Origin of the sequence: Phaeobacter sp. JH204B (assembly GCF_048055755.1) — a bacterium.
GTDB lineage: Bacteria > Pseudomonadota > Alphaproteobacteria > Rhodobacterales > Rhodobacteraceae > Phaeobacter > Phaeobacter bryozoorum.
Genome location: NZ_JAYMXF010000030.1, coordinates 1 through 25,401 on the forward strand (window position 1 = coordinate 1; position 25,401 = coordinate 25,401).

Genomic DNA, 25,401 nt, shown 5'->3' on the forward strand with positions numbered 1-25,401 from the left:
TCCGCAACAGGCGACAGAGGCGCAGCATCCGCAACAGGATACAGAGGCGCAGCATCCGCAACAGGCGACAGCGGCGCAGCATCCGCAACAGGCGACAGAGGCGCAGCATCCGCAACAGGATACAGAGGCGCAGCATCCGCAACAGGATACAGCGGCGCAGCATCCGCAACAGGCGACAGCGGCGCAGCATCCGCAACAGGCGACAGCGGCGCAGCATCCGCAACAGGCGACAGCGGCGCAGCTATGGCTTGTGGTTATGGTGGTCGCGCAATGGCGGCAGAGGGATGTGCGATTTTCCTTACTGAGCGAAACGATGATGACGAGATCATCAGTGTTTTTGCGGGCATTGCCGGTCAAGATGGGGTCGATCCAATGACGTGGTATTCGCTTGTGAACGGCAAATTGGTGGAGGTCTGAGATGCAAGACCGCGTATTCAAGACCATCTACCTCGGCGACGTTATCGAGTGCATGGCGCAGGTGTTTTTCACCACCGACCATGACGCGCCGGATGCCTCTGTTGGCTGCGCTGGCGGGCATGGGGTTTACGCCTCTATCGCTGATGCGGTGGTTGGTCTGTTCGACCTCCAGCCTCGTTACCAAACGTCCATCGTCCTCAGCTCAACTGACCTCACTCGTGATGAGCTGGTTGATATGATGGGCAAGGTGATCGTGCCCCGCGATGAGCTGGCCGAGGTCTTTGGCAAGGCAGACGTGACCCGCGCAGAGCGGATCATTGAGGCACAGCTCGCAGAGACGCTGAACGACGGCGAGAACATCATTGACGATGACGGCGCTGAGTTCGACCCGGCGGATTACGCCGCCCCTATCCATCAAATCGCAGCGGAGTGACCGACATGACCATTCACCCTATCCACGTCATTCCCTCTGAGGATGGCATCTTCAAGGCTGTCGGGGGCGATGCGGATGTCACCGCGCCCCTCGGCACCGGATACAGCGAGATTGGCGCTCTGGCTGACGCCTCGATCAACATCTCTGAGGTGGCGCACCCGGCGCAGGCCGACGTCCTGATCAAGCTTCTTGAGACAGAAGCGGATGAGATGGAGAAAAAGGCGAAGGGCGAAATCGCGCAATTCTACAAGGCTCAAGGTTTGCGTCTCGCGGCCAAGACAATCGCGGGGGCTATGGCATGAACATTTTCGAGCATATCAAAGCAGACCGTGAAGCTGGTACGCCAGATCTGGGTGGCTGGGCTTGGTTTGGCGGTCGAGACGATCTTTATCTTGCCACAAATCGCGGCGGGCGTCGTTACGTCATGGGCTTCAAGCGCAAGGGGACGCGCTCTGCGCAACCGACATTCCAAGTCGGCGGCATCATGCACGGGGCCATTGACGACCTCACAGAATATGAAGTCGGCAATGGGGTAGCCAGAGGACAAGCGCAGGCAGACGAATGCCCTACCGTATATCGCATGGACGTGAAGTCTGTGGATCACCCCGACGCTCGCCGCCTCACCCGTATTCCTCAGCTTGAGCGCATCGCTCTGGCGGCTGAGGCCCTTCTGAACAGTATAGAGGTTGGTTTTGATGAGCATGGCGGCTGGATCCCAAATGAGGTGATTGACGCTCTCCGGGGGGCCTGCAAATGAACAGCGCCTGCAACATCCACCAGATCGGCAAGACCATCGAAAAGCTGCGCACTGACTACGCCGCAGCCTCCGCCCCGGCGGGGCCTCTGCCCCCGAACCACTCACGGAAGCCCTGCCGGGGTCTGGATACTGGCAACCCCGGCTGTGTCGCGGACGCCTTCGAGACGCTCAACAGTGAAGCTGATCAAGAGCGCTTCCACGAGGATATGACCGCAGCTTTTGTCTGGGGCGTCTGGTTCCTCGCATTCCTCTGTGCAGCTGGCGCGTATCTCGCCGCTGGCCCCATTCTTCGCCTCATCGCGTGGATGGCCGGCGCTGCAATCTGATCCTCCCTGAGCCGCGCACCAATACGTGCGGCCAACTCTCCCCCGGCGCACCCTGTCCCAAACTCGCGCCGGGGGTCTTTTCCGAAAGGTGAGACAATGAACCAAGTTGCAAATATTGCTCAGGAAGACCAAGCGCTACCTGCCGACCCGATGGTTTCGATGATCGAGCGGGTGGCAATGGACCCGAATTCCGATCTGGCCAAGCTGGAGAGGATGCTTGCTATGAAGGAGCGCATGGACGCGGAAGCCTCGCGGCGCGCCTTCAGTGACGCAATGGCAGATTGCCAAGCTGAAATTTTGCCTGTCGCAAAGAACAAGAGCAATGATCAGACCCGGTCCAAGTACGCCGATCTCGCGGCTATCTATGCGGCTTGCAAGCCCATTGTCGCAAGGCATGGGTTCTCATTCTCCACATTCCCAGCCACGACAGAAAAGACCAGTATGATGGCGGTGCGCTGGACACTGCGACACAAGGGCGGTCACGAAGAAAGTGGGACCGCCGAGATACCCCTTGATGACAAGGGGATGAAGGGAACGGCGAACAAGACACAGACCCACGCATTCGGAAGCACAGCCAGTTATGCCCGCCGGTATCTCTTCAGCATGATCTTCGACGTGGCTACCATTGACGATGACGACGGACAGGCCGCAGGGCGCGGGGAGCCGATCAGCGTTGGCCAATACGACGAGCTGCGGCAACTGATTGATCGGGCGGGCATAACAGAGGACATCGTTTGCACCGCTGAGAAACTTGGCGCGCTACACGACCTCCCCGCCGAGCATTTCGCCCGCGTTGCTGGTCGCTTGCAGCAGACCATCAAGGACCGGAGCGACCAGAAATGATCAAGCAAGGCGGCGATGAATGGCACCAGATGCGCCTCGGGAAAGTGACCGCTTCAAGGGTCAACGATGCAATGATGGACAAGAGCAAAGCGGGTTATCAGAACTATCGCGCTCAACTGGTCTGCGAACGCCTCACAGGGCGCGCCACTGAGACGTTCAAAAGCGCCGCCATGGATCAGGGGAACGAAACCGAGCCTCAGGCCCGAGCCATGTACGCCATGACAGCAGGCCAGATGGTGCAGGAGGTGCCGTTCGTAGATCACCCCCTGATAGGCATGGCGGGGGCTTCCCCCGATGGTCTCGTCGGAGATTTCGGCCTTGTCGAGATCAAGTGTCCGCAGCCGACTGAACACATCAGGGTTATGACTGGCGGCGAGATCAAGAAGGCCTACCGAGAGCAAATGCAATGGCAGATGGCGTGTACCGGGCGAGACTGGTGTGACTTCGTATCGTTTTGCCCGGATCTGCCTGACAACTTGGCGCTTAACATCGTGCGGATTCATGCGAACCACAAAGCGATCCGCGAGATGGAAGATTCCGTTCGCGCCTTCTTGGATGATGTGGACGATATGGTCCGCAAGCTCACCGAGAGGGATGAATAATGGCCACTCCAAAGCAGATCCGCGAAACCTATGCACAGGTAGAAAGCGAGGCCAGACGGCTGGTGCCCTTTATCTGCGAGGACACGGTTCAAACGTGCCTTGAGGAAACCGCTACGCGCACTGGTGAGAGCCTGGAACAGGTCAAAGAGGTCATGGCCGCTGAGTGGTCGATGGCCGGGGGCGGGTGAGATGGCAACGCGCGTTCTCCGCTCCGCAGACGATATCGGTGCCCTGTCGCGCCTTATCTCCGCCAGGACCAAATACCCGCTAACGGTGACCATCACCCAGGGTGCCAGCCGGTCCGGCCTTCAGAACAGACTTGCGCAGCGCTGGTTCACAGATGTGTCGCGGCATCTTGAGGACCAGACCCACGAGGAAGTGCGCGCTTACTGCAAGCTGCACTTCGGAGTGCCGATCCTGCGGGCGGAGAACGAGGCATTTCGGCAGAGCTATGACGCCACCATGAAGCACCTGCCCTACGAGGCAAAGCTGGCGGCGGTGAAGGCGTTTGACCTGCCAGTTACCCGGCTGATGACGGTTAAGCAGATGACTGCCTTTATGGACGAAATGCAGCGGCACTGGTGCGGCTTGGGCCTTCGCCTGACCGATCCGGAAGCGCTCAAATACGAGGAAGAGTTCGCATGACCGACCTCATGGGGCGGGGCCCACTTGGCCTGAAGGGCGCAAAGCCTCCGAAACCTACCCGCAAGCCGATGAAGGCGATCGGCCCGAAGATGACCAAGCTGCGCGCCGCGGCGAAAGGCCAGCCCTGCACGCTCCGCCTGTCCTGCTGCAACCAGAACTCCGAGACCACCAGTCTCTGCCATATCCGCGCATTTGGCTGGGCCGGAACCGCTGAGAAGCCGATGGACTTCCTCGCCGTCTTTGCCTGCTCCGACTGCCACGACGCTCTTGATCGGCGCAGAAACGGAGAGCTTTGGGGCTGGGACGACGTGACCCGCGCACTCGGGGAAACCCTTATCGCACAACACCGCCTGGGCAACCTGATCGTTGCCTGACGCGCTGAACGGAGAACACACATGACTGACACAAGCAAAGAGGCGGTGGAAACGTTCATTAAAACGGAGCTGACCGAGATAGCGCGCTCCACTGGTCTTCTCGTATCAGAAGAAGACGTTGAAGCTTGCAAAGAGGCCGCAGCGATCATGCGCACCCTCTTGTACGAACGTGACGCCCTCCGCGCCCAGCTACAGGCGGCACGGGGCGCGCTTAAGCGAATCGAATCTCATTACACCGATACAGCCCTCGCGCCATTCCACATGCAGGCCATTGCCCGCGCCGCCCTCAAGTCCACCAGCACTGAGGGGGAAGGGTGATGGTAGGAACACAGTTCGAAGTCGGTCAGGATGTTCTACTCGTTTCGCGAGCGGGCATGAGAAACCGGCTTCACGTGACCCGGTCGAAGATCACTCAGATCTACAAGAATGGCCTGATCCTCGTGGGGGGCACCACTCAGAAATTCCGAGCAGATGGCACACCTGCCGGACGTCACGGTGGATGGTCCGATGCCAGACCCAGATTAAAGCCGTGGGATCCTGCACTCTGGCAAAAATACCAGATGGAGAGGGAACAGGACCAGATGGCAAGGAACCTCTACGCTTTGGGTCAAAAGTTACAAGTCATGAGCCGAGATCCAGAAGGCTCGGCAAAGTTCTGGGAGATGCTGCCATTTTCCGTCCGCTGTCTTATTGAACAGGACACCCCCAATGACCGACCTGATTAAAGCAGCGGATGCGCTGGCGGAGGAAATCATTGATGAAATCGAATGTATCATCAGTGATACTCATGACATTGACGTAACTGACAGAAATTACGCAGAACGTGTTTTTGAATGGGTTGAGGAGTCTAAGCTGCTCACCGCATACCTGAAAGTTCGTGAAAGCGCGGATGGGGTGAAGGTCAAACCGCTGGTGTGGGACGAACTTGGTGACCGGTGGAACACTGTCACGAGCGGGCGTATTCAGATCACGCAGCACGGGTGTCATCCGTATTGGGACCTGTCCTGTGCAAGCCCTGAAACTGATGGGTATTACAATTCCGTAGAGGAAGCCAAAGCAGCAGCTCAAGCCGACCACGAAGCCCGCATCAAAGCAGCACTGGAGGGGCATGGCGAATGAGAAAACCCGTCCTAAACCTTGCAGCATGGATCGGAAGACGGCGCCTGCACGTTGGCCCATACGCAGATCACATCATTCATTCCGTGCAGGTGTATGAGGACCACATCACCGAACTACAGGCTGAGAACGCACGGCTGCGGGAGGCGCTGGAGTGGTTCGAGAAACACAGACTTGACGCCATAGCAAGGGCTGGCGCCATAACCGCGAGAGAAGATTGCGAGGTAAATGTGCTGTGTGAGAAATACGGTTACGGCGCCGTCATGGATAGCGCGGCAAGGCAATGGGCTTGCAAGCCGGACGGCAGGTCTGGTGCGTTCTTTGTTGGCGGCTGCATTGGCGACACCACCGCCCGCGCAGCCCTATCACAAACAGGAGAGGTCGAGTAGATGAGCAAGCCACAAGGAGACCCCCGTCAAAGCAGCACTGGAGGGCTGAGGATGTCAGCACCTGATTTTGTCCACCACGCGCGCGCGGAGACAATGCTCAAGGACTTCGCGCGTCTTCGTATGGCGATCCGCACTGAACACGACATTGAAGCCGCTGAACGCGCTCTGGACGATTGCGAACGTTGGTTTGACTGCATCAACCCCAACCCGAAGACGGCCGCCCTGCAAGATGAAGTGGATAGGCTGCGGGAGGCGCTAGGTCGTGCTGCCCGCCACTCTGACGCCATTCGCGGCGCAGTAGAGACGAACCAAGTGGCCGACAAGGATGTGCGTGGAACGGCCATCATGATCAGAGATTATTGCCGCGCTGCCCTGGCTAAGGAGGACACCTGATGGATCACACCCCCGATATCTACCTAGCAACAGACGAGAGCGCAACAAGTGAACTCCGCTGGTATTGGCCCTCAAAAACGGAACGCCGCCTGCAACAGAAATGGAAAGGCAGGCGAGATCGCGAGCCATTCGAGGAATGGCGGGACGTGCCGAATGTTTCGGAGGACACCTGATGTCGAGAGGAAACCTGTGGTTTTGGGCTGTTATCGGCATGGTCCACACTGCGATTAGTATTGTTGATATCGCCTACCAGTACCGGCGGGGGCAGCTCTGCGAAGCGCCCCCTGAACGCGACATCGTACATCAGATATCCTATGAAAGAGCAGATTGCAGAGGGGGCACATGATGGCAGATCAGATCATCACCGACGAAGTGAAGTATGTGACCGCAACGCAGGCCATCAATTCCCCGCGCTGGCCGTTTGGCCGCGACAAGTTCTATCGCATGGTGCGGCACGGCAAGATCACGCCCAGCACCCCCTTCGAAGGGTCGCGCCCGGTCTATTCCGTGGCCCAGATCGACGGGCTATTTCAGGCCCCCAGCGAACAATAAAGCGGGGGCCAGAGTGGGGGCCAAAACCCTAAAACTGGAAAATTATCCAGCAATATCAAGGGGTGATTGGTGCGGGTGGAGGGACTTGAACCCCCACGCCTTGCGGCGCCAGAACCTAAATCTGGTGCGTCTACCAATTTCGCCACACCCGCATCCTGTCGGTGGTCACAGCCACCGTGAAGCGCTCAATAGCAAAGCTTTTTGACGGATGCAAAAGGGAAAGCGCGGTTCGGGCGCAACTTTTTCACCCGCGCCCTGCCCCGGCTATCCGGTTCGCCCCTCAAGCCTGCGCAACACGCGAGGGATCTGCTCGGGCAGATCCTCGGCAATCAGCCCGGGGCCGAATTCCAGCCCGCATTCGACGTGAATATAGGCGGCGGTCTCGGACGCCTGCATCGGGGAAAACCCGCGCGCCAGCAGCCCGGTGATGAAGCCTGCCAGCACATCGCCCGACCCGGCGGTGGCCAGCCAGGGCGCGGAGCGCTCGTAATGGGCGGAATTGACCGAGCAGCGCCCGTCCGGCGCGGCGATCACCGTATCGGGCCCCTTGAACAGCACCACGCAGCCCGCGCGTCTGGCCGCCTCACGGGTGGCGTCGACCTTGGAATAGGCGGGACCGGAGGTGGCGGGTGCCGCCAGTTTTTCTGCGATATCCGGGAACAGCCGGGCAAACTCGCCGCCATGGGGCGTGATCACGCAGGTGTCGTGCAGGGCCTCAAACAGGACGTCGGGTTTCAGCTCGAACCGGGTCAGCGCATCAGCATCCAGAACGGTGGCGCGTTTTTCCTTCAGCACCGCCATGACCACCGCCTGGGTGTCGGCCCCGCGCCCCAATCCGGGGCCAAGGCAGACCGCATTGAACCGCTTGTCCTCCAGAAGCTCGCTGACCCCATGCGCGCCGTCGATCTGCCGCAGCATGATCGCCGTCAGCTGACTGGCATTTTCTATCATTGCCGATCGCGGCGAGCCGACGGTCACCAGCCCTGCCCCGATGCGAAGCGCTCCGCGGGCGGCAAGACGCGCGGCACCGGTCCGGCCATGTCCGCCGGAGAGGATGAGGGCGTGGCCGTGGGTGTATTTGTGATGACCGCTTCGCTTCGACATTATCGGTGGCGCAACCGAGGTCACGACGCCGCCAGTTGCGGCACCTTGCCCTGTTTTCAGGCCGATGCTTTTGACCACAACCTTGCCTGACTGCTCGGGTCCATCTGCCAGGACATGCGCCAACTTCCGGCTGTGAAAGGTCACCGTGAGATCAGCGCGGATTGCCTCAAATTCCCGTGCCGGTTCCTTACTACGCAGCAGTTTTCCAGAGTCCGTGCACGCCCCGCTGGGTAGGTCAATTGAGACCACGCGGGGCGCCGGGAAAGCCCCCGTTCTGGAGCTTTCTGACAGACGCCACTCGGTTATCTCGGTTAGCCGGCCAAACGAATTGAACGTCTCGACCGGCCGCGTAAGTCCAGTTCCAAACAGCGCATCAACAAGAAGAGTGTTTTCCCGGTGCTTTGCAGGATCCAGTGCAAATGCGCCACTCCCAGTGTCGACATATGGAACGACTGCTCCCAGCTCCCGCCACCGCTCATAATTCACCTTCGCATCCGTCGGCAGCTTGTCCGGGTCTCCATAAAGGAACACCTCCACCTCCCAGCCGCGCTGCTTCAACAGTCGCGCCACAACAAAACCGTCGCCGCCATTGTTGCCCGGCCCGCAGAGTACCACGGCACGGTAGGGTCCTTCGGCACCGTTCTTCTGGCCAGAAATATCCCGGGGGGAGGCCGCAGGCCGGGGGGCAGCGCCCCCCACTTGGGTAGCCGCAGGCCCCGCCAGCTCCGGCCATTCCTCGAAAATGGCCTCGACCACGCCCCGCCCTGCCCGCTCCATCAGCTCCAGACCGGTGACCTCGCCAGAGCCGATGGCGGCCTGTTCAATGGCGCGCATCTGGGCAGCGGTCAGCAATTCGCTCATTCCTTTGACCTCTCGATTGGGGCAGCAAACGGCGACGCGGATTCAGAACTGCGCATAAAACGGGCGCACTGCCTAATTTTTAGGCACATCCGATGAAATCCTGCGCAGTTTCGCCGCAGCGCTTGCAGCTCTTGTTGTCGCGGCTCAGTAGAAGTGATCTGACCTCTCTCGACAAGGTTGCGAGGAGTCACCCCGATGAAAAAGATCGAAGCCATCATCAAGCCGTTCAAACTCGACGAGGTGAAAGAAGCCTTGCAGGACGTGGGCGTACAGGGTCTTTCGGTGATCGAGGTCAAGGGGTTTGGCCGTCAGAAAGGTCATACCGAGCTCTACCGTGGCGCCGAATATGTCGTCGATTTCCTGCCGAAGGTGAAAATCGAGGTGGTTCTGGACGATGATCAGGTTGATGCCGCCATCGAGGCGATTGTGGCAGCAGCCAAGACCGACAAGATCGGCGACGGCAAAATCTTTGTCTCGCCCGTTGAGCAGGCAATCCGCATCCGCACCGGGGAAACCGGTTCGGACGCGCTCTGAGCCTGACCACATAATACTCGGCTGTCCCTGTCGCCGCGCGGCAGGCCAGCCCGGACACTCTCAAGACAAAAAGATCAGAAGGACCATTGGAAATGAGCGCAGACGCAGTTCTGAAGATGATCAAAGACGAAGATGCCGCCTATGTCGACATCCGTTTCACCGATGTGCGGGGCAAGCTCCAGCACGTGACCGTGGACGTCGACCTGGTGGATGAAGATTTCCTCGAAGAGGGCTTCATGTTCGATGGCTCCTCCATCGCCGGCTGGAAGTCGATCGAAAACTCCGACATGAAACTGATCCTCGACACCAGCTCGGCCTATGTCGATCCGTTCTATGCCGAAAAGACCATCTGCATCCATTGCTCCGTGGTTGAGCCCGATACCGGCGAAGCCTACCCCCGCGATCCGCGCGGCACCGCGCAGAAGGCAGAGGCCTATCTGAAATCCTCCGGCATCGGCGATGTGGCCTATATGGGCCCCGAGGCAGAATTCTTCCTGTTTGATGATGTGCGCTTCTCCAACACCATCAACAAAGTCTCCTTCGAGGTCGACGCCACCGACGCCTCCTGGAACACCGATACCGAATATGAAATGGGCAACATGGGTCACCGTCCGGGTCTGAAGGGCGGCTATTTCCCGGTGAACCCGATCGACGAAGCCCAGGACCTGCGCTCCGAAATGCTCTCGACCATGAAGCGTCTGGGCATGAAGGTGGACAAGCACCATCACGAGGTGGCCTCGTGCCAGCACGAGCTGGGCCTGATCTTTGACAGCCTGACCAAACAGGCCGACGAGCTGCAGAAATACAAATATGTGATCCACAACGTGGCACATGCCTACGGCAAATCCGCAACCTTCATGCCGAAGCCGATCTATGGCGACAACGGCACCGGCATGCATGTGAACATGTCGATCTGGAAGGACGGCAAGCCGCTGTTCGCGGGCGACAAATATGCCGATCTCAGCCAGGAAGCGCTGTATTTCATTGGTGGCATCCTGAAGCACGCCAAGACCCTGAACGCCTTCACCAATCCCTCGACCAACTCCTACAAGCGCCTGATCCCCGGCTTTGAGGCCCCGGTTCTGCGCGCCTATTCCGCCCGCAACCGCTCCGGCTGCGTGCGGATCCCATGGACCGAGAGCCCGAAGGCCAAGCGCGTCGAAGCCCGTTTCCCAGATCCGGCCGCAAACCCCTACCTGGCCTTCTCCGCCCTGCTGATGGCCGGCCTTGACGGGATCAAGAACAAGATTGATCCGGGCGAAGCCATGGACAAGAACCTCTACGACCTGCCCGCAGAAGAGCTGGCCGGCATCCCCACCGTCTGCGGCAGCCTGCGCGAAGCGCTGGAATCGCTGGCGGCCGACCATGACTTCCTGTTGCAGGGCGACGTGTTCACCAAGGACCAGATCGAAGGCTATATCGCCCTCAAGATGGAAGAGGTGGAAACCTACGAACACACCCCGCATCCGGTGGAATACGGCATGTACTACAGCTGCTGATCCCCGATCACGCAGGCTGACTGGGCGCTCCCTTCGGGGGGCGCCTTTTTCATATGCGCCGCAGCAGCTCAGCTCGCCGTCGTCCTCGTCAGATGTGGGTGGCTGCGGCATATGATCATGGCGCTCCGCCGACGCGATATTGCGTGCAGGCCCAACGGGGCGACTTTTGATTTGACATCCCCCCGCCGCTCGGTCTCCATCGCCGCATGATCCTTGCTGTTCTACTGCCCATCGCCATGCCGATCGTGGCGCTCATCTGCCTTTTTGCGGCCTACCGGCCAAATCGCATCTCACGCGCTCTGCTGGCGGCGACGGGCTGGGCTTTGCTCGCGCTGACCGGGTGGTATGTTGCCCGTTTCATACTTGGCCTTGCCTAGCGGCGGCCCGCGTCATGCCGGATCCCGGCCCCCCCTGCCGCTGACACGCTCCCCTTACGTCAACTGATCGGAAACACTGCAAGTGATTGGCGGCGATTGGCAATCGCTGCGGCATCAATGTGACCATTCCCCGCCCATGTTTCGCCCCATTCGTCGCGTGACAGCAGGTCGAATGGCAAGAAATATCAACATTTTCAAAATGATAGATAGATTCACCGACGCATTCAAATAACCTAAGGATTATTTTACCAATCGCCTGTCGCCGCCTCACTTTCCACCATTTCAAATTTTAACTTAATTGTTGAAACATCTGAGCGGAGGATCCCGACGGTGACACAGTCAGTTCAGTACAAAGGCAAGCTCGGCTTTGAGGCCCGACACCCGGAGGCCTTGTCCAGCAGCTCGGCCTCGGTGGTCGATACGCTGGAGGAATATGGTCACGCCGTGCGGCAGTTCCGATCCCGCAGCCCCAATCTGATCCTGCTTGAGTGCGATCATTATCGCATTGAACTGCGCTATCTGCGCCATCCGATCAAGCCGACGCGGGCCAACAGCGCCGATGCGGACTGCACCGAGACGCGGCTGCGCAGCGCGCTGAATGTGACGCTTATCCCGAACCATCCTGACCATTGCGACGCCGAGCTGAGCGAGCTGCTGCTGGCGGTGGTCCTGCGCCGCCTGACAGAAGAGCTTGAGGTGGCGACGGTGGATTGGCTGGACACCCCCGTCACGCTGACCCGGGCGGCCTTTCTTGGTGCGTTTTCGGACGCTTCAGAGGTCGAAACACCCTCCGAGGCGGCTATGGCCACCCCGCTAGACGGGTCAGCAGACGGGACTGCAACCGTACCGCCGGAGGTGTTGCTGACCGTATCACCAGTGACCGCGCCGACAGACGCTGCGGCTGACACCTCCGCCGTTATTGCGCCGCAGATCGCTGCGCCGGACGCGTCGCAATCCGCAGCCGATCCCAAACAACGACCCCAGGGACGGCTGCGCGGCCGGGCCTGTTTCGAGCCGGTCGATGTCACCGCTGCACAGCTTGCCGAACATTGCGCGGCCATGCTCGACTCATCGGAACTCCGCGCCACCGGTCGCCACGCCATCGAGGCGCGTAACAGGGCGCGGGCACGCACCAAGGCCATCCTGCAACATCCGCGGGCTGCCCACTACGACATGGCCCGGATCGGTGGTCTGCTGGCGGCAGTGCCGCCGCGTATGCTCTCGGCGGTGGCCCATATTCTGCACAGCCCGCAGCTGCGCGGCCATCTGCATATCATCTGTGGCGCAACTGCGCTGCTGGCCCTGCAAAGCTCAGCTGCCATCGCCTTCTAGAGCCGCACCCGCTCTAGGCCGATGCAGCCGGTGCCCCCCATTGGGCCAAGACATCCGCACGGGCCAGCACGCTCGTGTGGATGCTGAAAACTACCGCGCGACTGCGCGGCAGCCGCAGAATCGTCTGCCGTTCGCTGCGCAGATACCCGGCGTCATCCGCCGCTGGACGTGGACGATCCCCGCTGACCCGGCGCGGCTGATGCAATGTGGCATCGGCGTACCACAGCGCATTGAACCGCCACATCGGGCGGCCCTGCTGGACCCCGTCAAACAGCCGCTGCACCCGCGCCGCAATGCCCGCATCATAGCTGTCGACAGGCGCATGGATGGCGATCAGCGGACGCAGGTATTTCTCCGCCAGGGTCCAGTTCGCCGGGAAGCACAGCACCGCCCCGGTCAGCACATGCTCATCCGCCCCCTGCGGTTTTTCCAGAATGCAGAAATCCTGCTGCGCGATCCGCCCCAGCGTGCCGAGGGGATCCTCCCAGTCCAGCTGCACCTGCGCCCCGTCAGGCCGGAGCACATGGCCTGGCCGAGACGGCGCAGCCTCCGGGTAGAGCTGCGCCAGAACCGCCTCTAGCAACTCGCAGGCAGCGGGCATCGCCCCCGGCCCGCATTGCAGAACCTCCGCCCGCTGAGTTGTCAGCAGCCGCTCACGCTCCGTCATCTGCGCGGCGAAGGCCGCGTCGAAATAGAGCCAGTCTTCTGGCGCCAGCGGCTGGATGCCGGGCAGCTTGCGCTCTTCCAGGGGATTATACGGCAGGCGGGTTTGCAGAATCTCATTCATGCCACCTTGTAGCAAGCAAAGCCTGCCATTTCATCCGCCAGCTTGCGCATCAGCCTGAAAACGACCGTCCGAACAGTCGTATTTGGCAGCGACACCGGCGCAAGCCCCGCGCCACTTTGGACAGATCTGTCCAGAGATGGAGCCGGAGATGAACGAGCACTACCGCGACACCCGCAAGATTGATCCCACGCGCGGCGCCACCCTTGGCGACAATACGCCTAACGATCAGGACCGGGTCGAGATCGGCCCCACCCAACTGGCCTATCGCGAATGGGCCGCCGCAGGGTTGCAGCTGCCTGATCTTCAGGCGATGCGCCGCTACCGCTGGGAGCGGCTGACCCGGTTCATCAACGATCGCGACTACGGCGGCCTCCTGGTGTTTGACCCGATGAACATCCGCTACGCCACCGACTCCACCAATATGCAGCTGTGGAACACCCATAACCCGTTTCGCGCACTCTTGATCTGCGCTGACGGCTACATGGTGATGTGGGACTACAAACAGGCGCCTTTCCTCAGCGAATTCAACCCGCTGGTGCGCGAACAGCGCGCCGGGGCGGATCTGTTCTACTTTGATCGCGGCGACAAGGTGGATGTGGCGGCGGATGTCTTTGCCAATGAGGTGCGTGAGCTGTTGCGCGCCCACAGCGGCGGCAACAGGCGGATCGCCGTGGACAAGATCATGCTGCACGGGTTGCGCGCGCTCGAAGCACAGGGGCTGGAGGTCTTCCCCGGCGAGGAGCTCACTGAGAAATGCCGCGCCGTGAAAGGCCCCGATGAGATCCGCGCCTTGCGCTGCGCCAATCACGCCTGTGAAACAGCTGTCGCCGCGATGGAGCGCTATGCCCGCAGCGCCATCCCCGGCGGTCAGATCAGCGAAGATGACGTATGGGCAGTGCTGCACACCGAAAACATCCGCCGGGGTGGCGAATGGATCGAAACCCGGTTGCTAACCTCTGGCCCGCGCACCAACCCGTGGTTTCAGGAATGCGGCGGGCGCATCATCCAGAACAACGAAATCATCAGCTTTGACACCGATCTGGTCGGCTCCTACGGGATCTGTATCGACATCTCGCGCAGCTGGTGGATCGGCGACCGCGCGCCGCCTGCCGATATGATCTATGCGATGCAGCACGGGGTTGAGCACATCCGCAGCAATATGGAGATGCTGAAACCGGGCGTGAATCTGCAGGAGCTGTCGCGCAGCTGCCATCTGCTGGATGCTCAGTTCCAGAAACAGAAATACGGCTGCATGATGCACGGTGTCGGGCTCTGTGATGAATGGCCGCTGGTCGCCTATCCCGATCAAATGGTCGAGGGCGCTTTCGACTATGAGCTGGAGCCGGGCATGGTGCTCTGTGTCGAGGCACTGGTCAGCCCCGAAGGCGGCGATTTCTCGATCAAGCTGGAGGATCAGGTGCTGATTACCGAAACCGGCTATGAGAACCTCACCACCTACCCGTTCGATCCGGCGTTGATGGGCACGGCGGGCGGGAAGTGACCCGCAGGGCGTCGCGCAAAGAGCCTGGGCAGAGCGCCCACTGGCGGGCGCTTCCCCGCTGGGGGAGAGACCGCTGAACCTGTGGCGCCGTCAGGCGCCTCCGCTTTGCCACCGGGCGAGTTTATCCCTCAGGATCAGCACACTGCGCGCGGAACTATATTGCGACAGCTCTGCCAGCGGCACCCAGGCCAGCGCCTTTGATTCCGCAGTGGCCCGGATTTCGCCTGCCTCGGCCCGAAACAGGTAGCGCACATCGTAGTGCAGATGCGCCGCCTCGCGGCCATTGGCCGGGATCTCGTGAATGTCTATGTCGAACACCTGCTCCCCAATACGGCTGATCCGGCTGAGCCCGCTTTCCTCATAGGCCTCTTTCCAGGCGGTGAACCCTGCATCGGCGATGCCGTCGCAATGTCCGCCCAACTGTAACCACCGGTCCAGTTTGGCATGATGGGTGAGCAGCACCGCAGAGAGATCCTGCGACAGCACAAAGGCGGATCCGGTCACATGGCCGATTGCCGGATCCCGTTCAAACGCCCTTGGCTCGCGCGCGCAAAAGGTGGTCAGGCGCTGCCACATCTGCCGGTCACGCGCATCCAGTGGGGTGAATGCGCCGATCCCCGCGCAGTGATCCAGGGTCGTATTTGTTGTCAATATCCCTCACCTTCCCGTGACGTCGGGGCCTGATGGCTTGTACCTGCCCGGCTGTCGCCGCACCTTAGGGCGACCCCCAGATAAAGGCCATTCCTATGCCCACCGAACGCATTTCCTTTTCCGGTCACTCCGGTGACCAGCTGGCTGCGCGACTGGATCTACCCGAAGGGCCGATCCTGTCAACGGCGCTGTTTGCGCATTGTTTCACCTGTTCCAAGGACATCCCGGCGGCGCGGCGCATCTCGGCCCGTCTGGCGGCGATGGGAATTGCCGTCCTGCGGTTTGATTTCACCGGTCTGGGTCATTCCGATGGCGAGTTTTCCAATACCAACTTCAGCTCAAATGTCGCCGATCTGGTGGCGGCGGGACAATATCTGGCGGGGCGCGGGCTGGCGCCTGCGCTGCTGATCGGTCATTCGCTGGGCGGCGCTGCGGTGCTGCGCGCCCGTGCAGGCCTGCCGTCGGTGCGCGGCGTGGTGACGCTTGGCGCGCCCTCCGATCCGGCCCATGTGGCGCATCAGTTTGGCGAGGCACTGGAGCAGATTGAGACCGAAGGTGCGGCCGAGGTCTGTTTGGCCGACCGCCCGTTCCTGATCCGCAAGCAATTCCTCGACGACATCCGCAGCGAGGCGCTGACCAGCGCCGTTGCTGATCTGGATGCCGCGCTTCTGGTGATGCATGCGCCGCTGGATGCCACCGTCAGCATCGACAATGCAGCAGAGCTGTTCATGGCGGCCAGACACCCCAAGAGCTTTGTCACGCTGGACGATGCCGACCACCTGATTTCGCGTCCCCGTGATGCCGAATATGCCGCTGACCTCATCGCCGCCTGGGCCGGGCGCTATATCGACCTGTCGCCGCCTGCTCCGCCCCCCGGTGCCCCCGAAGGCGTGCTGCGCGTCACCGAAGCTGATCCGAACGGCTTTTTGCAGGATATCCAGTCCGGCCCCCGTCATCACACCTACGCCGATGAACCGTTGGCCTATGGCGGCAGCAATCGTGGCATGACACCCTATGGGTTTATCGCCGCCGGTCTCGGCGCCTGTACCTCCATGACCATCCGCATGTATGCCCGGCGCAAGGGCTGGCCGCTGGAAGGCGTCAGCGTCGATGTCTGCCATGACAAGGTCCATGCGCAGGATGCCCTACCCTCGGGTCCAGCGCAGATCGACCAGTTTACCCGCGTGATCTATCTGACCGGCCCCCTAAGCGCAGATCAACGCGCCAAGCTGATGGATATCGCCGACCGCTGTCCGGTGCATCGCACGCTGGAACATGGCGCCAAGGTGACGACGCGGCTGGATCAGGCCGAGATTGAGGTGGATCCGGCACATCTGCCGTTCTGACCCTGCGCTGACGGCGGCATTTCTTGGGCGGGCGGATGTCGCCGCTGGCTGCCGGCCGTAACGGATGCCGTCTGCCTCCCTATCAGTGGCGCAAAACGCACCGATGCGCCGGATGCGGGACATAAGACAGCTGAAATCGGGCGCTTTCTGTCGCGGGCTGGCTCCGCGCCCTTGCCCTGTGAGGCGCGCTGCTCTAAGACGCGCGGCATCATCCGCTTCCCTTCTGCCCTGCTACAATAAGGTGCTGCTGCCCATGATCCCCCGCTATTCCCGTCCTGAAATGGTTGCCATCTGGTCGCCGGAAACCAAATTCAAGATCTGGTACGAAATCGAGGCACATGCCTGCGAAGCCATGGCGAACCTCGGCGTGATCCCGCGCGAGAACGCCGACGCGGTATGGAAAGCCAAGGACGTGGAATTCGACGTCGCCCGCATCGACGAGATCGAGGCCGTGACCAAACATGACGTCATCGCCTTTCTGACCCATCTGGCCGAACATGTCGGCTCCGAGGAAGCGCGCTTTGTGCATCAGGGCATGACATCGTCGGACGTGCTGGACACCTGCCTCAATGTGCAGCTGGTGCGTGCCGCCGACATCCTGCTCGAGGGCGTCGACAAGGTGCTCGCCGCGCTGAAGAAACGCGCGCTGGAGCACAAGGACACCGTGCGCGTCGGCCGCTCACATGGCATCCACGCCGAGCCGACCACCATGGGTCTGACCTTTGCCCGTTTCTATGCCGAAATGGACCGCAACAAGCAGCGTCTGCAAAATGCCCGCGCCGAAGTTGCCACCGGCGCGATCTCCGGCGCGGTTGGCACCTTTGCCAATATCGACCCCCGCGTTGAAGAACATGTCTGCGAACAGCTCGGCCTCAGCCCTGAACCGATTTCGACCCAGGTGATCCCGCGCGACCGTCACGCAATGTTCTTTGCCACGCTGGGCGTCATCGCGTCGTCGATCGAGAATATCGCAGTGGAAATCCGCCACATGCAGCGCACCGAGGTGCTGGAAGGCGCCGAATTCTTCTCGATGGGCCAGAAAGGCTCCTCGGCAATGCCGCACAAGAAGAACCCGGTTCTGACCGAGAACCTCACCGGCCTTGCGCGCCTGGTGCGGATGGCTGTGATCCCGGCGATGGAAAACGTGGCGCTGTGGCATGAGCGCGATATCTCGCACTCCTCGGTGGAGCGCGGCATCGGCCCGGATGCAACCGTGACCTTGGATTTTGCGCTCAACCGTCTGGCCGGCGTCATCGACAAGATGCTGGTATTCCCTGAGAACATGCTGGACAACATGAACAAATTCCCCGGCCTCGTTATGTCGCAGCGGGTGCTGCTGGCGCTGACGCAGGCGGGTGTCAGCCGCGAGGACGCCTATTCCATGGTGCAGCGCAACGCCCTGAAGGTCTGGGAAGATCGTGTTGATTTCCGCGAGCTGCTGCTGGCGGATGCCGATGTGGTTGCCGCCCTTGGCGAAGAGGCGATCAACGAGAAATTCGACATGGGCTATCACACAAAACATGTCGACACGATTTTTGCCCGGGTGTTTGGCGACTAAGCCAACCTGTGATCTCTGTGATTGCACAGGCCGCTCTGCCACACGCAGGGCGGCCTTTTTCGTGCCGCTGCGCCTCACTGTCTTGTTATCCCGCCCCGGTGGTCCACCCTCTAAGGTGAAGACACCTCAGGCCGCAGATCCGCGGCGCGCGCGACAAAAGGACAATCCCATGCCTGCCATCCCGACACGAACCGCCCTCCTCGCCCGCTCTCTGCCCGCATCGGTGCTGCGGGCCAGCTGTGCCGCGCTGCCTGCGCTGGCGCTCTCGGCTGCTTTTGCCACCGGCTTTGCAGGCCAGTCATTGGCGGCGGGGAGCGATGACAGCGCCGCGCCAAAGCCCACCAACACCACCAAGACCTGCAAGGGCGCCAAGGTCTGGGACGATCAGAAACAGCGCTGCGTCGCGCCCAAACACTCCTCGCTCGACCCGGATGAAATGTATGACGCCGTGCGCGAACTCGCCTATGCCGGGCGCTATGGCGACGCGCAGGCGGTGCTGGCGGCGATGCCTGACCAGATGGATAGCCGGGTGCTGACCTATTGGGGCTTTACCTATCGTAAGCAGGGCTATCGGGACCAGGCCATGTCCTATTACACTCGTGCCATTGCGCTGGATCCACAGAACCATCTGGCGCGGTCTTACATGGGGCAAGGGTTTGTAGCTGAAGGAAAATACGGTCTTGCGCTGGAGCAGTGGAAACTGATCCGCGCCGATGGCGGCAGTGGCAGTTGGGCCGAGGTCTCGCTGCGCGAGGCGCTTTTGTCGGGACAGACGCAAAGCTATTGATTTTCAGCATTTCTTTACGGCTTGCGCCCTAGATTGGAGACAACAGAAAGAGAATCTTTTTGGCTAGGGCTCATAAATGCAGAATGAAAATGCTTTGGCGCTTCCCATGGCGGCCTCCTCAGATGACTTTGGCGATTTCTCCGCCCCGGCTCCGCTTGGCGGGATGGATTTCGGCGGCGATTTCGGCGGCGGCGATATGGGGATGGGCGGCATGGGTGGCGGTGCGCTGGATATGCCCGCAATGGGCGGTGGTATGCCCGCCGCCAAATCCAAACTCAGCGGCAAGGCCAAAGCCGCCATTGTGGTCCGCCTGCTGCTGAACGAAGGGGCCGATATCCCGCTGGAATCGCTGCCGGACGATTTGCAGATCGAATTGACCCAGCAGATGGGCCGCATGGGGCTGATCGACCGCACCACCCTGCATGAGGTGGCCGGGGAATTTGCCGAAATGCTCGACAACGTCGGCCTCTCCTTTCCCAATGGTCTGGCTGGTGCGCTCTCCGCGATGGAGGGCAAGATCAGCCGCCAGACGGCCAGCCGCCTGCGCAAGGAGGCCGGCGTGCGCCAGTTTGGCGACCCGTGGGAGCGTCTGCGCGCCCTGCCGCCAGAGGAGCTTGCGGAGCTGGCTCAGGCCGAAAGCACCGAGGTCGCCGCTGTCCTTCTGTCCAAACTCGACACCACCAAGGCGGCGCAGATGCTGATCCACCTGCCCGGTCCCGTGGCCCGCCGCATCACCTATGCTGTCAGTCAGACCGCCGCCGTGACCCCGGATACAGTGGATCGCATTGGCCTGTCCCTCGCCGCGCAGATCGAGGCGCGGCCCGAGGTCGCCTTTGAAGAGACGCCGGGCCAGCGCATGGGGGCCATCCTGACCCAGGCGGCAGCGGGCAAACGTGACGAGGTGCTGACCGCGCTGGATGAGGAAGACGAGGAATTCGCCGGTGACGTCCGCAAATCGATCTTCACCTATGCTCTGATCTCACAGCGCGTCAGCCCCGTCGATGTGCCCAAGATCGCGCGCGTTCTGGCGCAGCAGGATCTGGTCACCGCCATCGCCTTTGCCACCGACGAGGACGATGTGGAATCCAGCGAATTCATGCTGGCCAATATGTCCAGCCGGATGGCCAACAACATCCGCGAGGAAGTGGCCGAACGGGGCAAGGTCAAGCGCAGCGTTGGAGAAGGTGCCATGGGCACGATCGTCAACGCATTGCGAGAGCTGGTGAATTCCGGCGAGATCGAGCTGCGCGCCACTGACGAGGACGAAGAGGACTGATCTCAGCGCCCGCAACGGCGGCGCGGCCCAGGGCCGCGTCCACCGGATCTGAGCGGACGTATGGCCAAGAGCTGCGTTGCCGATCACGGGGTCGGTTGCTTGTGCCTGTTGGCGCCGCCGTTTATGGTCGCGGCTGATTTTGCTTTCCTCAATTGCAGGCCGACCGGACATGCCCGTTGATCCCTCCACCCTGTCCCCAGGCCGCCGCGCCAGCTACTACGCCAGCAATCTGGCGCTGCGCGCGATCATCGGCGCGCTGGGTCTGATCCCCTATGACAAACGCATTCCGGCGATGGGCTGGGTGATGCGCAAGGCTGCACCGCTGGCGGGGTTTCACAAACGGGTGCGCGACAATCTCGCGCTGACCTGCCCCGAATTGCCGGAGGCGGAGGTGGCGCGTCTCTGCGATGAGGTCAGCGACAATGTCGGGCGCGTGGTGGCGGAACTCTACGCCGGGCAACCCTTTCTGGAGCGCGCCTGGGCGGCGCCGGTCTCCGGCCCCGGTCTGGCGGCGCTGGAACGCGCCCGCGCCGAAGGGCGTCCGGTCATTCTGGTCACCGGCCATTTCGGCAATTACGACGCCGCGCGCGCCAATCTGATCAAGCGCGGCTTTGCCATGGGCGCGCTCTATCGTCGGATGGCCAATCCCTATTTCAACGACCACTATGTGCGCGCCATTGAAAAGACCGGTAAGCCCATGTTCGAACAGGGAAAACGCGGCATGATGGAGATGGTCCGCCACCTGAAACAGGGCGGCATCATTGCCATCGTGGCGGATCTGCATGCCCATGGCGGGGTCAATATCGACTTCTTCGGCGAACCCGCCGTGACCTCCATCGTGCCAGCCGAACTGGCGCTGAAATACAAGGCTGCGATGATCCCGGTCTACGCCATTCGCCAACCCAATGGCCTCGATTTTGAGATTGTGGTGCAAGAGGAGATCGCCCCGTCTGATCCGATCACCATGACCACCACCGTCTGCAAACGGCTGGAGGAACTGGTGCGGCAACATATGGGGCAGTGGTTCTGGATCCACCGGCGGTGGAAACCCTATGTGCCGATCCCGAAACCCACACCGGCAGACCGGAAGCCGGACGCGACCTGAGCCTGCCCGGGGTGCTGCGGCGTGCGGTCTTCGTCTGGCCTGGCTCAGGTTTGCCCGGCCCACTTCAGCCTGTTTCAGTTCAGCCTGTCTCAGTTCAGCCTGGCTGCGGCCAGGATCGCACCATAGGGCGCCTGCTGTACCAGCAGTGCGGCCGGGCGGGCATCGGTCAGCGTCACAGTCAGCTCCAGCGTGCCCTGCCCGTCCCAATCCGCCACGCGGTCGATCTGTTCGACGACATTGGCGTAATCCAACCGACGGCCCGCCAGCTCCCCGCGTGAGATATCCACGGTTTTCAGCGGCGCATAACGCACCAGCTGCACCGAGATCGGCCCGGACAGAACCGGCGCGGTATCGGCCCGGCGCAACGCGACAGCGACGCCATCAGCGGCGCTGCCATCAATGCGGATCGACACCTGGCTCGGCCGGGTCTGATGGCGGGCGATCACCTCGGTCAGCTCCATCGCATTGGCGCCGACAACATCGTCCTGACCATTGACGATCATCTGCGGGGTATAGACCATCTGGCGCCCGCCGACGTTGGCGTATCCTTTCTGGCGGCGGGTGTGGGCGGGATCGGCGAACTGATCTTTCCAGCCGATATAATCCCAGTAATCCACGTGCAGCGCCAGCGGCAGCACATCAGGCCGCGCCGTCAGCTGCCGCAGCAGCGCATCAGCAGGCGGACAGGAGGAGCACCCCTGCGAGGTGAACAGCTCCACCACCACCAAATCGGTGGCCGCGCCAGCGCTCTGCGCGGCGGCCCCGGTTGGCAGCGTCATCCACACGGCCAGAAAAAGCGATGCGACCCATTTCATACAAGAAACCCTTTTTGCTCTGGCTTATGGATCTATCGGGCTGAGCCTGAAATGACCAATCAATCATTCTTGAGACGGCCGTGCGCGGTGCTGTTTGGGGTTAATATTCCACCTTGGCGCAAATTTTGTGTACTATTGCATACAAAAATGCTGCCTGCGGCGTTTCAGCTATTGAATGCACGCCCGACCTGTTGCAGATAGCCGGTAGCGAATTCCCTGTTTTCACATCCCAGAGGGAGGCCAAACATGCCTATCACCGTCGGACAGGACAATGCCAAGACGCGCCGCAAACTGAGCGCGGGTGGCAAGTCGATCTCCTATTACTCGATCCCCGCCGCAACCGAAGCCGGTCTTGGCGATTTTGCCAAGCTGCCTGCCGCGCTGAAAGTGGTGCTGGAAAACATGCTGCGGTTTGAGGACGGCGGCTTCTCCGTCTCCACTGACGATATCAAGGCCTTTGCCGAATGGGGCGCCAATGGCGGCAAGAACCCCCGCGAGATCGCCTATCGTCCGGCCCGCGTGCTGATGCAGGATTTCACCGGCGTTCCCGCCGTTGTGGACCTTGCCGCGATGCGCGACGGTATCAAGGCGCTGGGTGGCGACGCCCAGAAGATCAACCCGCTGAACCCGGTTGATCTGGTCATCGACCACTCGGTCATGATCGACGAGTTCGGCAACCCGCGCGCGTTCCAGATGAACGTCGACCGCGAATACGAACGCAACATGGAGCGTTACCAGTTCCTGAAATGGGGTCAGGGCGCGTTCAACAACTTCCGCGTTGTGCCCCCGGGCACCGGCATCTGCCACCAGGTGAACCTGGAGTATCTCGCTCAGACCATCTGGTCCGATGAGGATCAGAACGGTGAGATGGTCGCCTACCCCGATACGCTGGTCGGTACCGACAGCCACACCACCATGGTCAACGGCGCGGCCGTTCTGGGCTGGGGTGTTGGCGGTATCGAGGCCGAAGCTGCGATGCTGGGTCAGCCGATTTCCATGCTGATCCCCGAGGTCATCGGCTTTGAGCTGACCGGCGCCATGGTCGAAGGCACCACCGGCACCGACCTCGTGCTGAAGGTTGTGGAAATGCTGCGCGCCAAGGGCGTGGTTGGCAAATTCGTGGAATTCTACGGCACCGGTCTTGATACGCTGCCGCTGGCGGACCGCGCCACCATCGCGAATATGGCGCCGGAATATGGCGCCACCTGTGGCTTCTTCCCGATCGACGAAGAAACCATCCGCTACCTGCGCAACACCGGCCGCGACGAAGACCGTATCGCGCTGGTCGAAGCCTACGCCAAGGAAAACGGCTTCTGGCGTGATGCGGATTACGCCCCGATCTACACCGACACGCTGAGCCTCGACATGGGCACCATCGTGCCTGCGATCTCCGGCCCGAAACGCCCGCAGGACTATGTCGCCCTGACCGGCGCCAAGGCGGCGTTCCAGAAGGAAATGGAAGAGACCTTCAAGCGTCCCATGGGCAAGGAAGTCGCCGTCAAGGGCGAAGACTACACCATGGAAAGCGGCAAGGTCGTGATCGCCTCGATCACCTCCTGCACCAACACCTCGAACCCCTATGTGATGATCGGCGCGGGCCTCGTGGCGCGCAAGGCCGCTGCCCTCGGCCTGGATCGCAAGCCCTGGGTCAAGACCTCGCTGGCACCGGGCTCGCAGGTTGTGTCCGCCTATCTGGAGGCCGCAGGCCTGCAGGAAGATCTGGACAAGATCGGCTTTAACCTCGTGGGCTATGGCTGCACCACCTGTATCGGCAACTCCGGTCCGATCCAGCAGGAGCTGTCCGATGCCATCGCCGAAGGTGATCTGGTGGCGACCTCCGTCCTGTCCGGCAACCGCAACTTCGAAGGCCGTATCAGCCCCGATGTGCGCGCCAACTATCTGGCCTCGCCGCCGCTGGTTGTTGCCTATGCGCTGGCGGGCACCATGGATATTGATCTGGCGTCAGATCCGATTGCCCAGGACAAGGACGGCAAGGATGTCTACCTGAAGGACATCTGGCCGAGCCAAAAGGAAATCGCCGATCTGGTCGAAGCAACCGTGACTCGCGAAGCCTTCCTGTCGAAATACGCCGATGTGTTCAAAGGCGACGAGAAATGGCAGGCGGTGGACACCACCGACGCCGAGACCTACGACTGGCCGGCAAGCTCCACCTATATCCAGAACCCGCCCTACTTCCAGGGTATGGGCTCTGAGCCGGGTACCATCTCCAACATCAAGGACGCAAAACCGCTCTTAATCCTCGGCGATATGGTCACCACCGACCACATCTCCCCGGCGGGCTCTTTCGCGACCACCACCCCGGCTGGCCAGTATCTGCTGGACCGTCAGGTGCAGCCGCGTGAGTTCAACTCCTACGGCTCGCGTCGTGGCAACCACGAGATCATGATGCGCGGCACATTTGCCAACATCCGCATCAAGAACGAGATGCTGGACGGTGTCGAAGGTGGCTATACCAAAGGCCCCGATGGCGAACAGACCTCGGTCTACGAGGCCTCCATGGCCTATCAGGAACAGGGTACCCCGCTGGTTGTCTTCGGCGGCGAACAATATGGTGCGGGCTCCTCGCGCGACTGGGCGGCCAAGGGCACGGCCCTGCTGGGCGTCAAGGCGGTCATCGCCGAGAGCTTCGAACGTATCCACCGCTCCAATCTGGTTGGCATGGGCGTGATCCCGTTTGAGTTCACCGGCGGCGACACGCGCAAGACGCTGAAGCTCACCGGCGATGAGACGGTCTCGATCCACGGTCTGGACACCATCAAGCCGCAGCAGGAAGTTCCTTGCGACATCACTTACGGCGATGGCACCACCAAGACCATCACCCTGAAGTGCCGCATCGATACCGCGCCCGAGATCGAGTACATCGAACATGGCGGCGTGCTGCATTACGTGCTGCGCAACCTCGCCAAATCCTAAGGCAGGCGCGGGTCACTGCATCTGAGCGATCAACGCGGGTGCCCTTCGGGGCACCCGTTTTTGTTTTCAACACGATGAATTCAGGCA

General features: G+C 61.3%; 31 protein-coding genes and 1 tRNA gene. 26 read left to right on the forward strand and 6 right to left on the reverse strand.

The genetic code is table 11. From position 1 onward, the window contains the following. Positions 1-217 (reverse strand): hypothetical protein (locus VXL81_RS16325; protein WP_416555188.1); only part of this gene is annotated, 217 nt, incomplete at its 3' end. Between the two features lie 201 nt (positions 218-418). Between VXL81_RS16325 and VXL81_RS16330 the strand changes: the two genes are divergently transcribed. The 16 genes from VXL81_RS16330 to VXL81_RS16405 all read left to right on the forward strand — a co-directional run bounded on the left by VXL81_RS16330 (position 419) and on the right by VXL81_RS16405 (position 6,847). Continuing rightward, entirely contained in the window at positions 419-850 is a 432-nt protein-coding gene (locus VXL81_RS16330) for a hypothetical protein (RefSeq protein WP_416539529.1), read from the forward strand. A 5-nt stretch (positions 851-855) separates the two neighbouring features. Continuing rightward, positions 856-1,152: a hypothetical protein gene (locus VXL81_RS16335; RefSeq protein ID WP_416539528.1), complete on the forward strand. Its 297-nt coding sequence runs from the start codon at positions 856-858 to the stop codon at positions 1,150-1,152. Further along, entirely contained in the window at positions 1,149-1,607 is a 459-nt protein-coding gene (locus VXL81_RS16340; RefSeq protein ID WP_416539527.1) for a hypothetical protein, read from the forward strand. The genes VXL81_RS16335 and VXL81_RS16340 overlap by 4 nt, the downstream gene beginning before the upstream one ends. Further along, positions 1,604-1,933 (forward strand): hypothetical protein, encoded by a 330-nt coding sequence (locus VXL81_RS16345; protein WP_416555190.1) that lies wholly within the window; start codon positions 1,604-1,606, stop codon positions 1,931-1,933. Before VXL81_RS16340 ends, VXL81_RS16345 begins: the two co-directional genes overlap by 4 nt. A gap of 96 nt (positions 1,934-2,029) precedes the next feature. Then, positions 2,030-2,776, forward strand: coding sequence for an ERF family protein (locus VXL81_RS16350; protein WP_416555192.1), 747 nt, complete (start codon positions 2,030-2,032; stop codon positions 2,774-2,776). Beyond that, positions 2,773-3,378 (forward strand): lambda exonuclease family protein, encoded by a 606-nt coding sequence (locus VXL81_RS16355; protein WP_416555194.1) that lies wholly within the window; start codon positions 2,773-2,775, stop codon positions 3,376-3,378. Before VXL81_RS16350 ends, VXL81_RS16355 begins: the two co-directional genes overlap by 4 nt. Further along, positions 3,378-3,566, forward strand: coding sequence for a hypothetical protein (locus VXL81_RS16360; protein WP_416555196.1), 189 nt, complete (start codon positions 3,378-3,380; stop codon positions 3,564-3,566). The genes VXL81_RS16355 and VXL81_RS16360 overlap by 1 nt, the downstream gene beginning before the upstream one ends. 1 nt (position 3,567) lies before the next feature. Further along, on the forward strand, positions 3,568-4,023 hold the full coding sequence (locus VXL81_RS16365) for a hypothetical protein (RefSeq protein ID WP_416555198.1): 456 nt from the start codon (positions 3,568-3,570) through the stop codon (positions 4,021-4,023). Beyond that, a complete protein-coding gene (locus tag VXL81_RS16370; protein WP_416551675.1) occupies positions 4,020-4,397 on the forward strand; it encodes a DUF1364 domain-containing protein in 378 nt (125 codons plus the stop codon). The genes VXL81_RS16365 and VXL81_RS16370 overlap by 4 nt, the downstream gene beginning before the upstream one ends. Positions 4,398-4,418: 21 nt before the next feature. After that, positions 4,419-4,715 carry a hypothetical protein gene (locus tag VXL81_RS16375; RefSeq protein ID WP_416555200.1) on the forward strand — a complete coding sequence of 99 codons (297 nt, stop codon included), beginning with the start codon at positions 4,419-4,421 and terminating at the stop codon, positions 4,713-4,715. Further along, positions 4,715-5,122, forward strand: a complete 408-nt coding sequence (locus VXL81_RS16380; RefSeq protein ID WP_416555202.1) for a hypothetical protein — start codon at positions 4,715-4,717, stop codon at positions 5,120-5,122. Before VXL81_RS16375 ends, VXL81_RS16380 begins: the two co-directional genes overlap by 1 nt. Then, positions 5,106-5,516: a hypothetical protein gene (locus tag VXL81_RS16385; protein WP_416555204.1), complete on the forward strand. Its 411-nt coding sequence runs from the start codon at positions 5,106-5,108 to the stop codon at positions 5,514-5,516. Before VXL81_RS16380 ends, VXL81_RS16385 begins: the two co-directional genes overlap by 17 nt. Beyond that, positions 5,513-5,902 carry a hypothetical protein gene (locus VXL81_RS16390; RefSeq protein WP_416555206.1) on the forward strand — a complete coding sequence of 130 codons (390 nt, stop codon included), beginning with the start codon at positions 5,513-5,515 and terminating at the stop codon, positions 5,900-5,902. The genes VXL81_RS16385 and VXL81_RS16390 overlap by 4 nt, the downstream gene beginning before the upstream one ends. A 51-nt stretch (positions 5,903-5,953) precedes the next feature. After that, positions 5,954-6,295, forward strand: a complete 342-nt coding sequence (locus VXL81_RS16395) for a hypothetical protein (protein WP_416555208.1) — start codon at positions 5,954-5,956, stop codon at positions 6,293-6,295. After that, entirely contained in the window at positions 6,295-6,468 is a 174-nt protein-coding gene (locus VXL81_RS16400) for a hypothetical protein (RefSeq protein ID WP_416551679.1), read from the forward strand. The genes VXL81_RS16395 and VXL81_RS16400 overlap by 1 nt, the downstream gene beginning before the upstream one ends. Positions 6,469-6,637: 169 nt before the next feature. After that, positions 6,638-6,847 carry a hypothetical protein gene (locus tag VXL81_RS16405; protein WP_416555209.1) on the forward strand — a complete coding sequence of 70 codons (210 nt, stop codon included), beginning with the start codon at positions 6,638-6,640 and terminating at the stop codon, positions 6,845-6,847. Positions 6,848-6,914: 67 nt separating this feature from the next. On the opposite strand, the gene VXL81_RS16410 is transcribed toward VXL81_RS16405, so the two are convergent. Further along, a tRNA-Leu gene (locus VXL81_RS16410) sits at positions 6,915-6,999 on the reverse strand. A 112-nt stretch (positions 7,000-7,111) separates the two neighbouring features. Next, positions 7,112-8,812, reverse strand: a complete 1,701-nt coding sequence (locus VXL81_RS16415; protein WP_416555211.1) for an NAD(P)H-hydrate dehydratase — start codon at positions 8,810-8,812, stop codon at positions 7,112-7,114. A gap of 195 nt (positions 8,813-9,007) precedes the next feature. Here VXL81_RS16415 and VXL81_RS16420 point away from each other — a divergent pair, with 195 nt between their 5' ends. The 3 genes from VXL81_RS16420 to VXL81_RS16430 all read left to right on the forward strand — a co-directional run bounded on the left by VXL81_RS16420 (position 9,008) and on the right by VXL81_RS16430 (position 12,554). Then, a complete protein-coding gene (locus VXL81_RS16420; protein WP_014874894.1) occupies positions 9,008-9,346 on the forward strand; it encodes a P-II family nitrogen regulator in 339 nt (112 codons plus the stop codon). Positions 9,347-9,438: 92 nt separating this feature from the next. Continuing rightward, the gene (gene glnA / locus VXL81_RS16425) at positions 9,439-10,845 is read left to right on the forward strand and encodes a type I glutamate--ammonia ligase (protein WP_340545814.1); all 1,407 of its coding nucleotides are present in this window, start codon (positions 9,439-9,441) and stop codon (positions 10,843-10,845) included. A 707-nt stretch (positions 10,846-11,552) separates the two neighbouring features. Beyond that, the gene (locus tag VXL81_RS16430; RefSeq protein WP_416555213.1) at positions 11,553-12,554 is read left to right on the forward strand and encodes a hypothetical protein; all 1,002 of its coding nucleotides are present in this window, start codon (positions 11,553-11,555) and stop codon (positions 12,552-12,554) included. Positions 12,555-12,567: 13 nt separating this feature from the next. Here the strand turns inward: VXL81_RS16430 and VXL81_RS16435 are convergent, their stop codons facing one another. Next, positions 12,568-13,341 (reverse strand): heme-dependent oxidative N-demethylase family protein, encoded by a 774-nt coding sequence (locus VXL81_RS16435; protein ID WP_416555215.1) that lies wholly within the window; start codon positions 13,339-13,341, stop codon positions 12,568-12,570. 148 nt (positions 13,342-13,489) lie between these two features. On the opposite strand from VXL81_RS16435, the gene dddP reads away from it, so the two are divergent. Then, on the forward strand, positions 13,490-14,842 hold the full coding sequence (dddP, locus tag VXL81_RS16440; protein WP_416542178.1) for a dimethylsulfonioproprionate lyase DddP: 1,353 nt from the start codon (positions 13,490-13,492) through the stop codon (positions 14,840-14,842). A 90-nt stretch (positions 14,843-14,932) separates the two neighbouring features. Here the strand turns inward: dddP and VXL81_RS16445 are convergent, their stop codons facing one another. Further along, positions 14,933-15,418, reverse strand: coding sequence for an NUDIX hydrolase (locus tag VXL81_RS16445; RefSeq protein WP_416542451.1), 486 nt, complete (start codon positions 15,416-15,418; stop codon positions 14,933-14,935). A 170-nt stretch (positions 15,419-15,588) separates the two neighbouring features. On the opposite strand from VXL81_RS16445, the gene VXL81_RS16450 reads away from it, so the two are divergent. The 5 genes from VXL81_RS16450 (at position 15,589) to VXL81_RS16470 (ending at position 21,565) form a co-directional block, all read left to right on the forward strand. Beyond that, positions 15,589-16,839, forward strand: coding sequence for an alpha/beta fold hydrolase (locus tag VXL81_RS16450; protein ID WP_416555217.1), 1,251 nt, complete (start codon positions 15,589-15,591; stop codon positions 16,837-16,839). 253 nt (positions 16,840-17,092) lie between these two features. Further along, positions 17,093-18,397, forward strand: a complete 1,305-nt coding sequence (gene purB, locus VXL81_RS16455) for an adenylosuccinate lyase (RefSeq protein ID WP_340545820.1) — start codon at positions 17,093-17,095, stop codon at positions 18,395-18,397. A 169-nt stretch (positions 18,398-18,566) separates the two neighbouring features. Then, positions 18,567-19,184, forward strand: a complete 618-nt coding sequence (locus tag VXL81_RS16460) for a tetratricopeptide repeat protein (protein WP_416555219.1) — start codon at positions 18,567-18,569, stop codon at positions 19,182-19,184. Between the two features lie 76 nt (positions 19,185-19,260). Next, on the forward strand, positions 19,261-20,460 hold the full coding sequence (locus VXL81_RS16465) for a flagellar motor switch protein FliG (protein ID WP_416540043.1): 1,200 nt from the start codon (positions 19,261-19,263) through the stop codon (positions 20,458-20,460). Positions 20,461-20,629: 169 nt separating this feature from the next. Next, the gene (locus VXL81_RS16470; RefSeq protein WP_416555221.1) at positions 20,630-21,565 is read left to right on the forward strand and encodes a lysophospholipid acyltransferase family protein; all 936 of its coding nucleotides are present in this window, start codon (positions 20,630-20,632) and stop codon (positions 21,563-21,565) included. A gap of 89 nt (positions 21,566-21,654) precedes the next feature. On the opposite strand, the gene VXL81_RS16475 is transcribed toward VXL81_RS16470, so the two are convergent. After that, on the reverse strand, positions 21,655-22,380 hold the full coding sequence (locus VXL81_RS16475; RefSeq protein ID WP_416555223.1) for a DUF1223 domain-containing protein: 726 nt from the start codon (positions 22,378-22,380) through the stop codon (positions 21,655-21,657). 246 nt (positions 22,381-22,626) lie between these two features. Here VXL81_RS16475 and acnA point away from each other — a divergent pair, with 246 nt between their 5' ends. Beyond that, the gene (acnA, locus tag VXL81_RS16480) at positions 22,627-25,314 is read left to right on the forward strand and encodes an aconitate hydratase AcnA (protein WP_416534179.1); all 2,688 of its coding nucleotides are present in this window, start codon (positions 22,627-22,629) and stop codon (positions 25,312-25,314) included. The last annotated feature ends 87 nt before the right edge of the window (positions 25,315-25,401 follow it).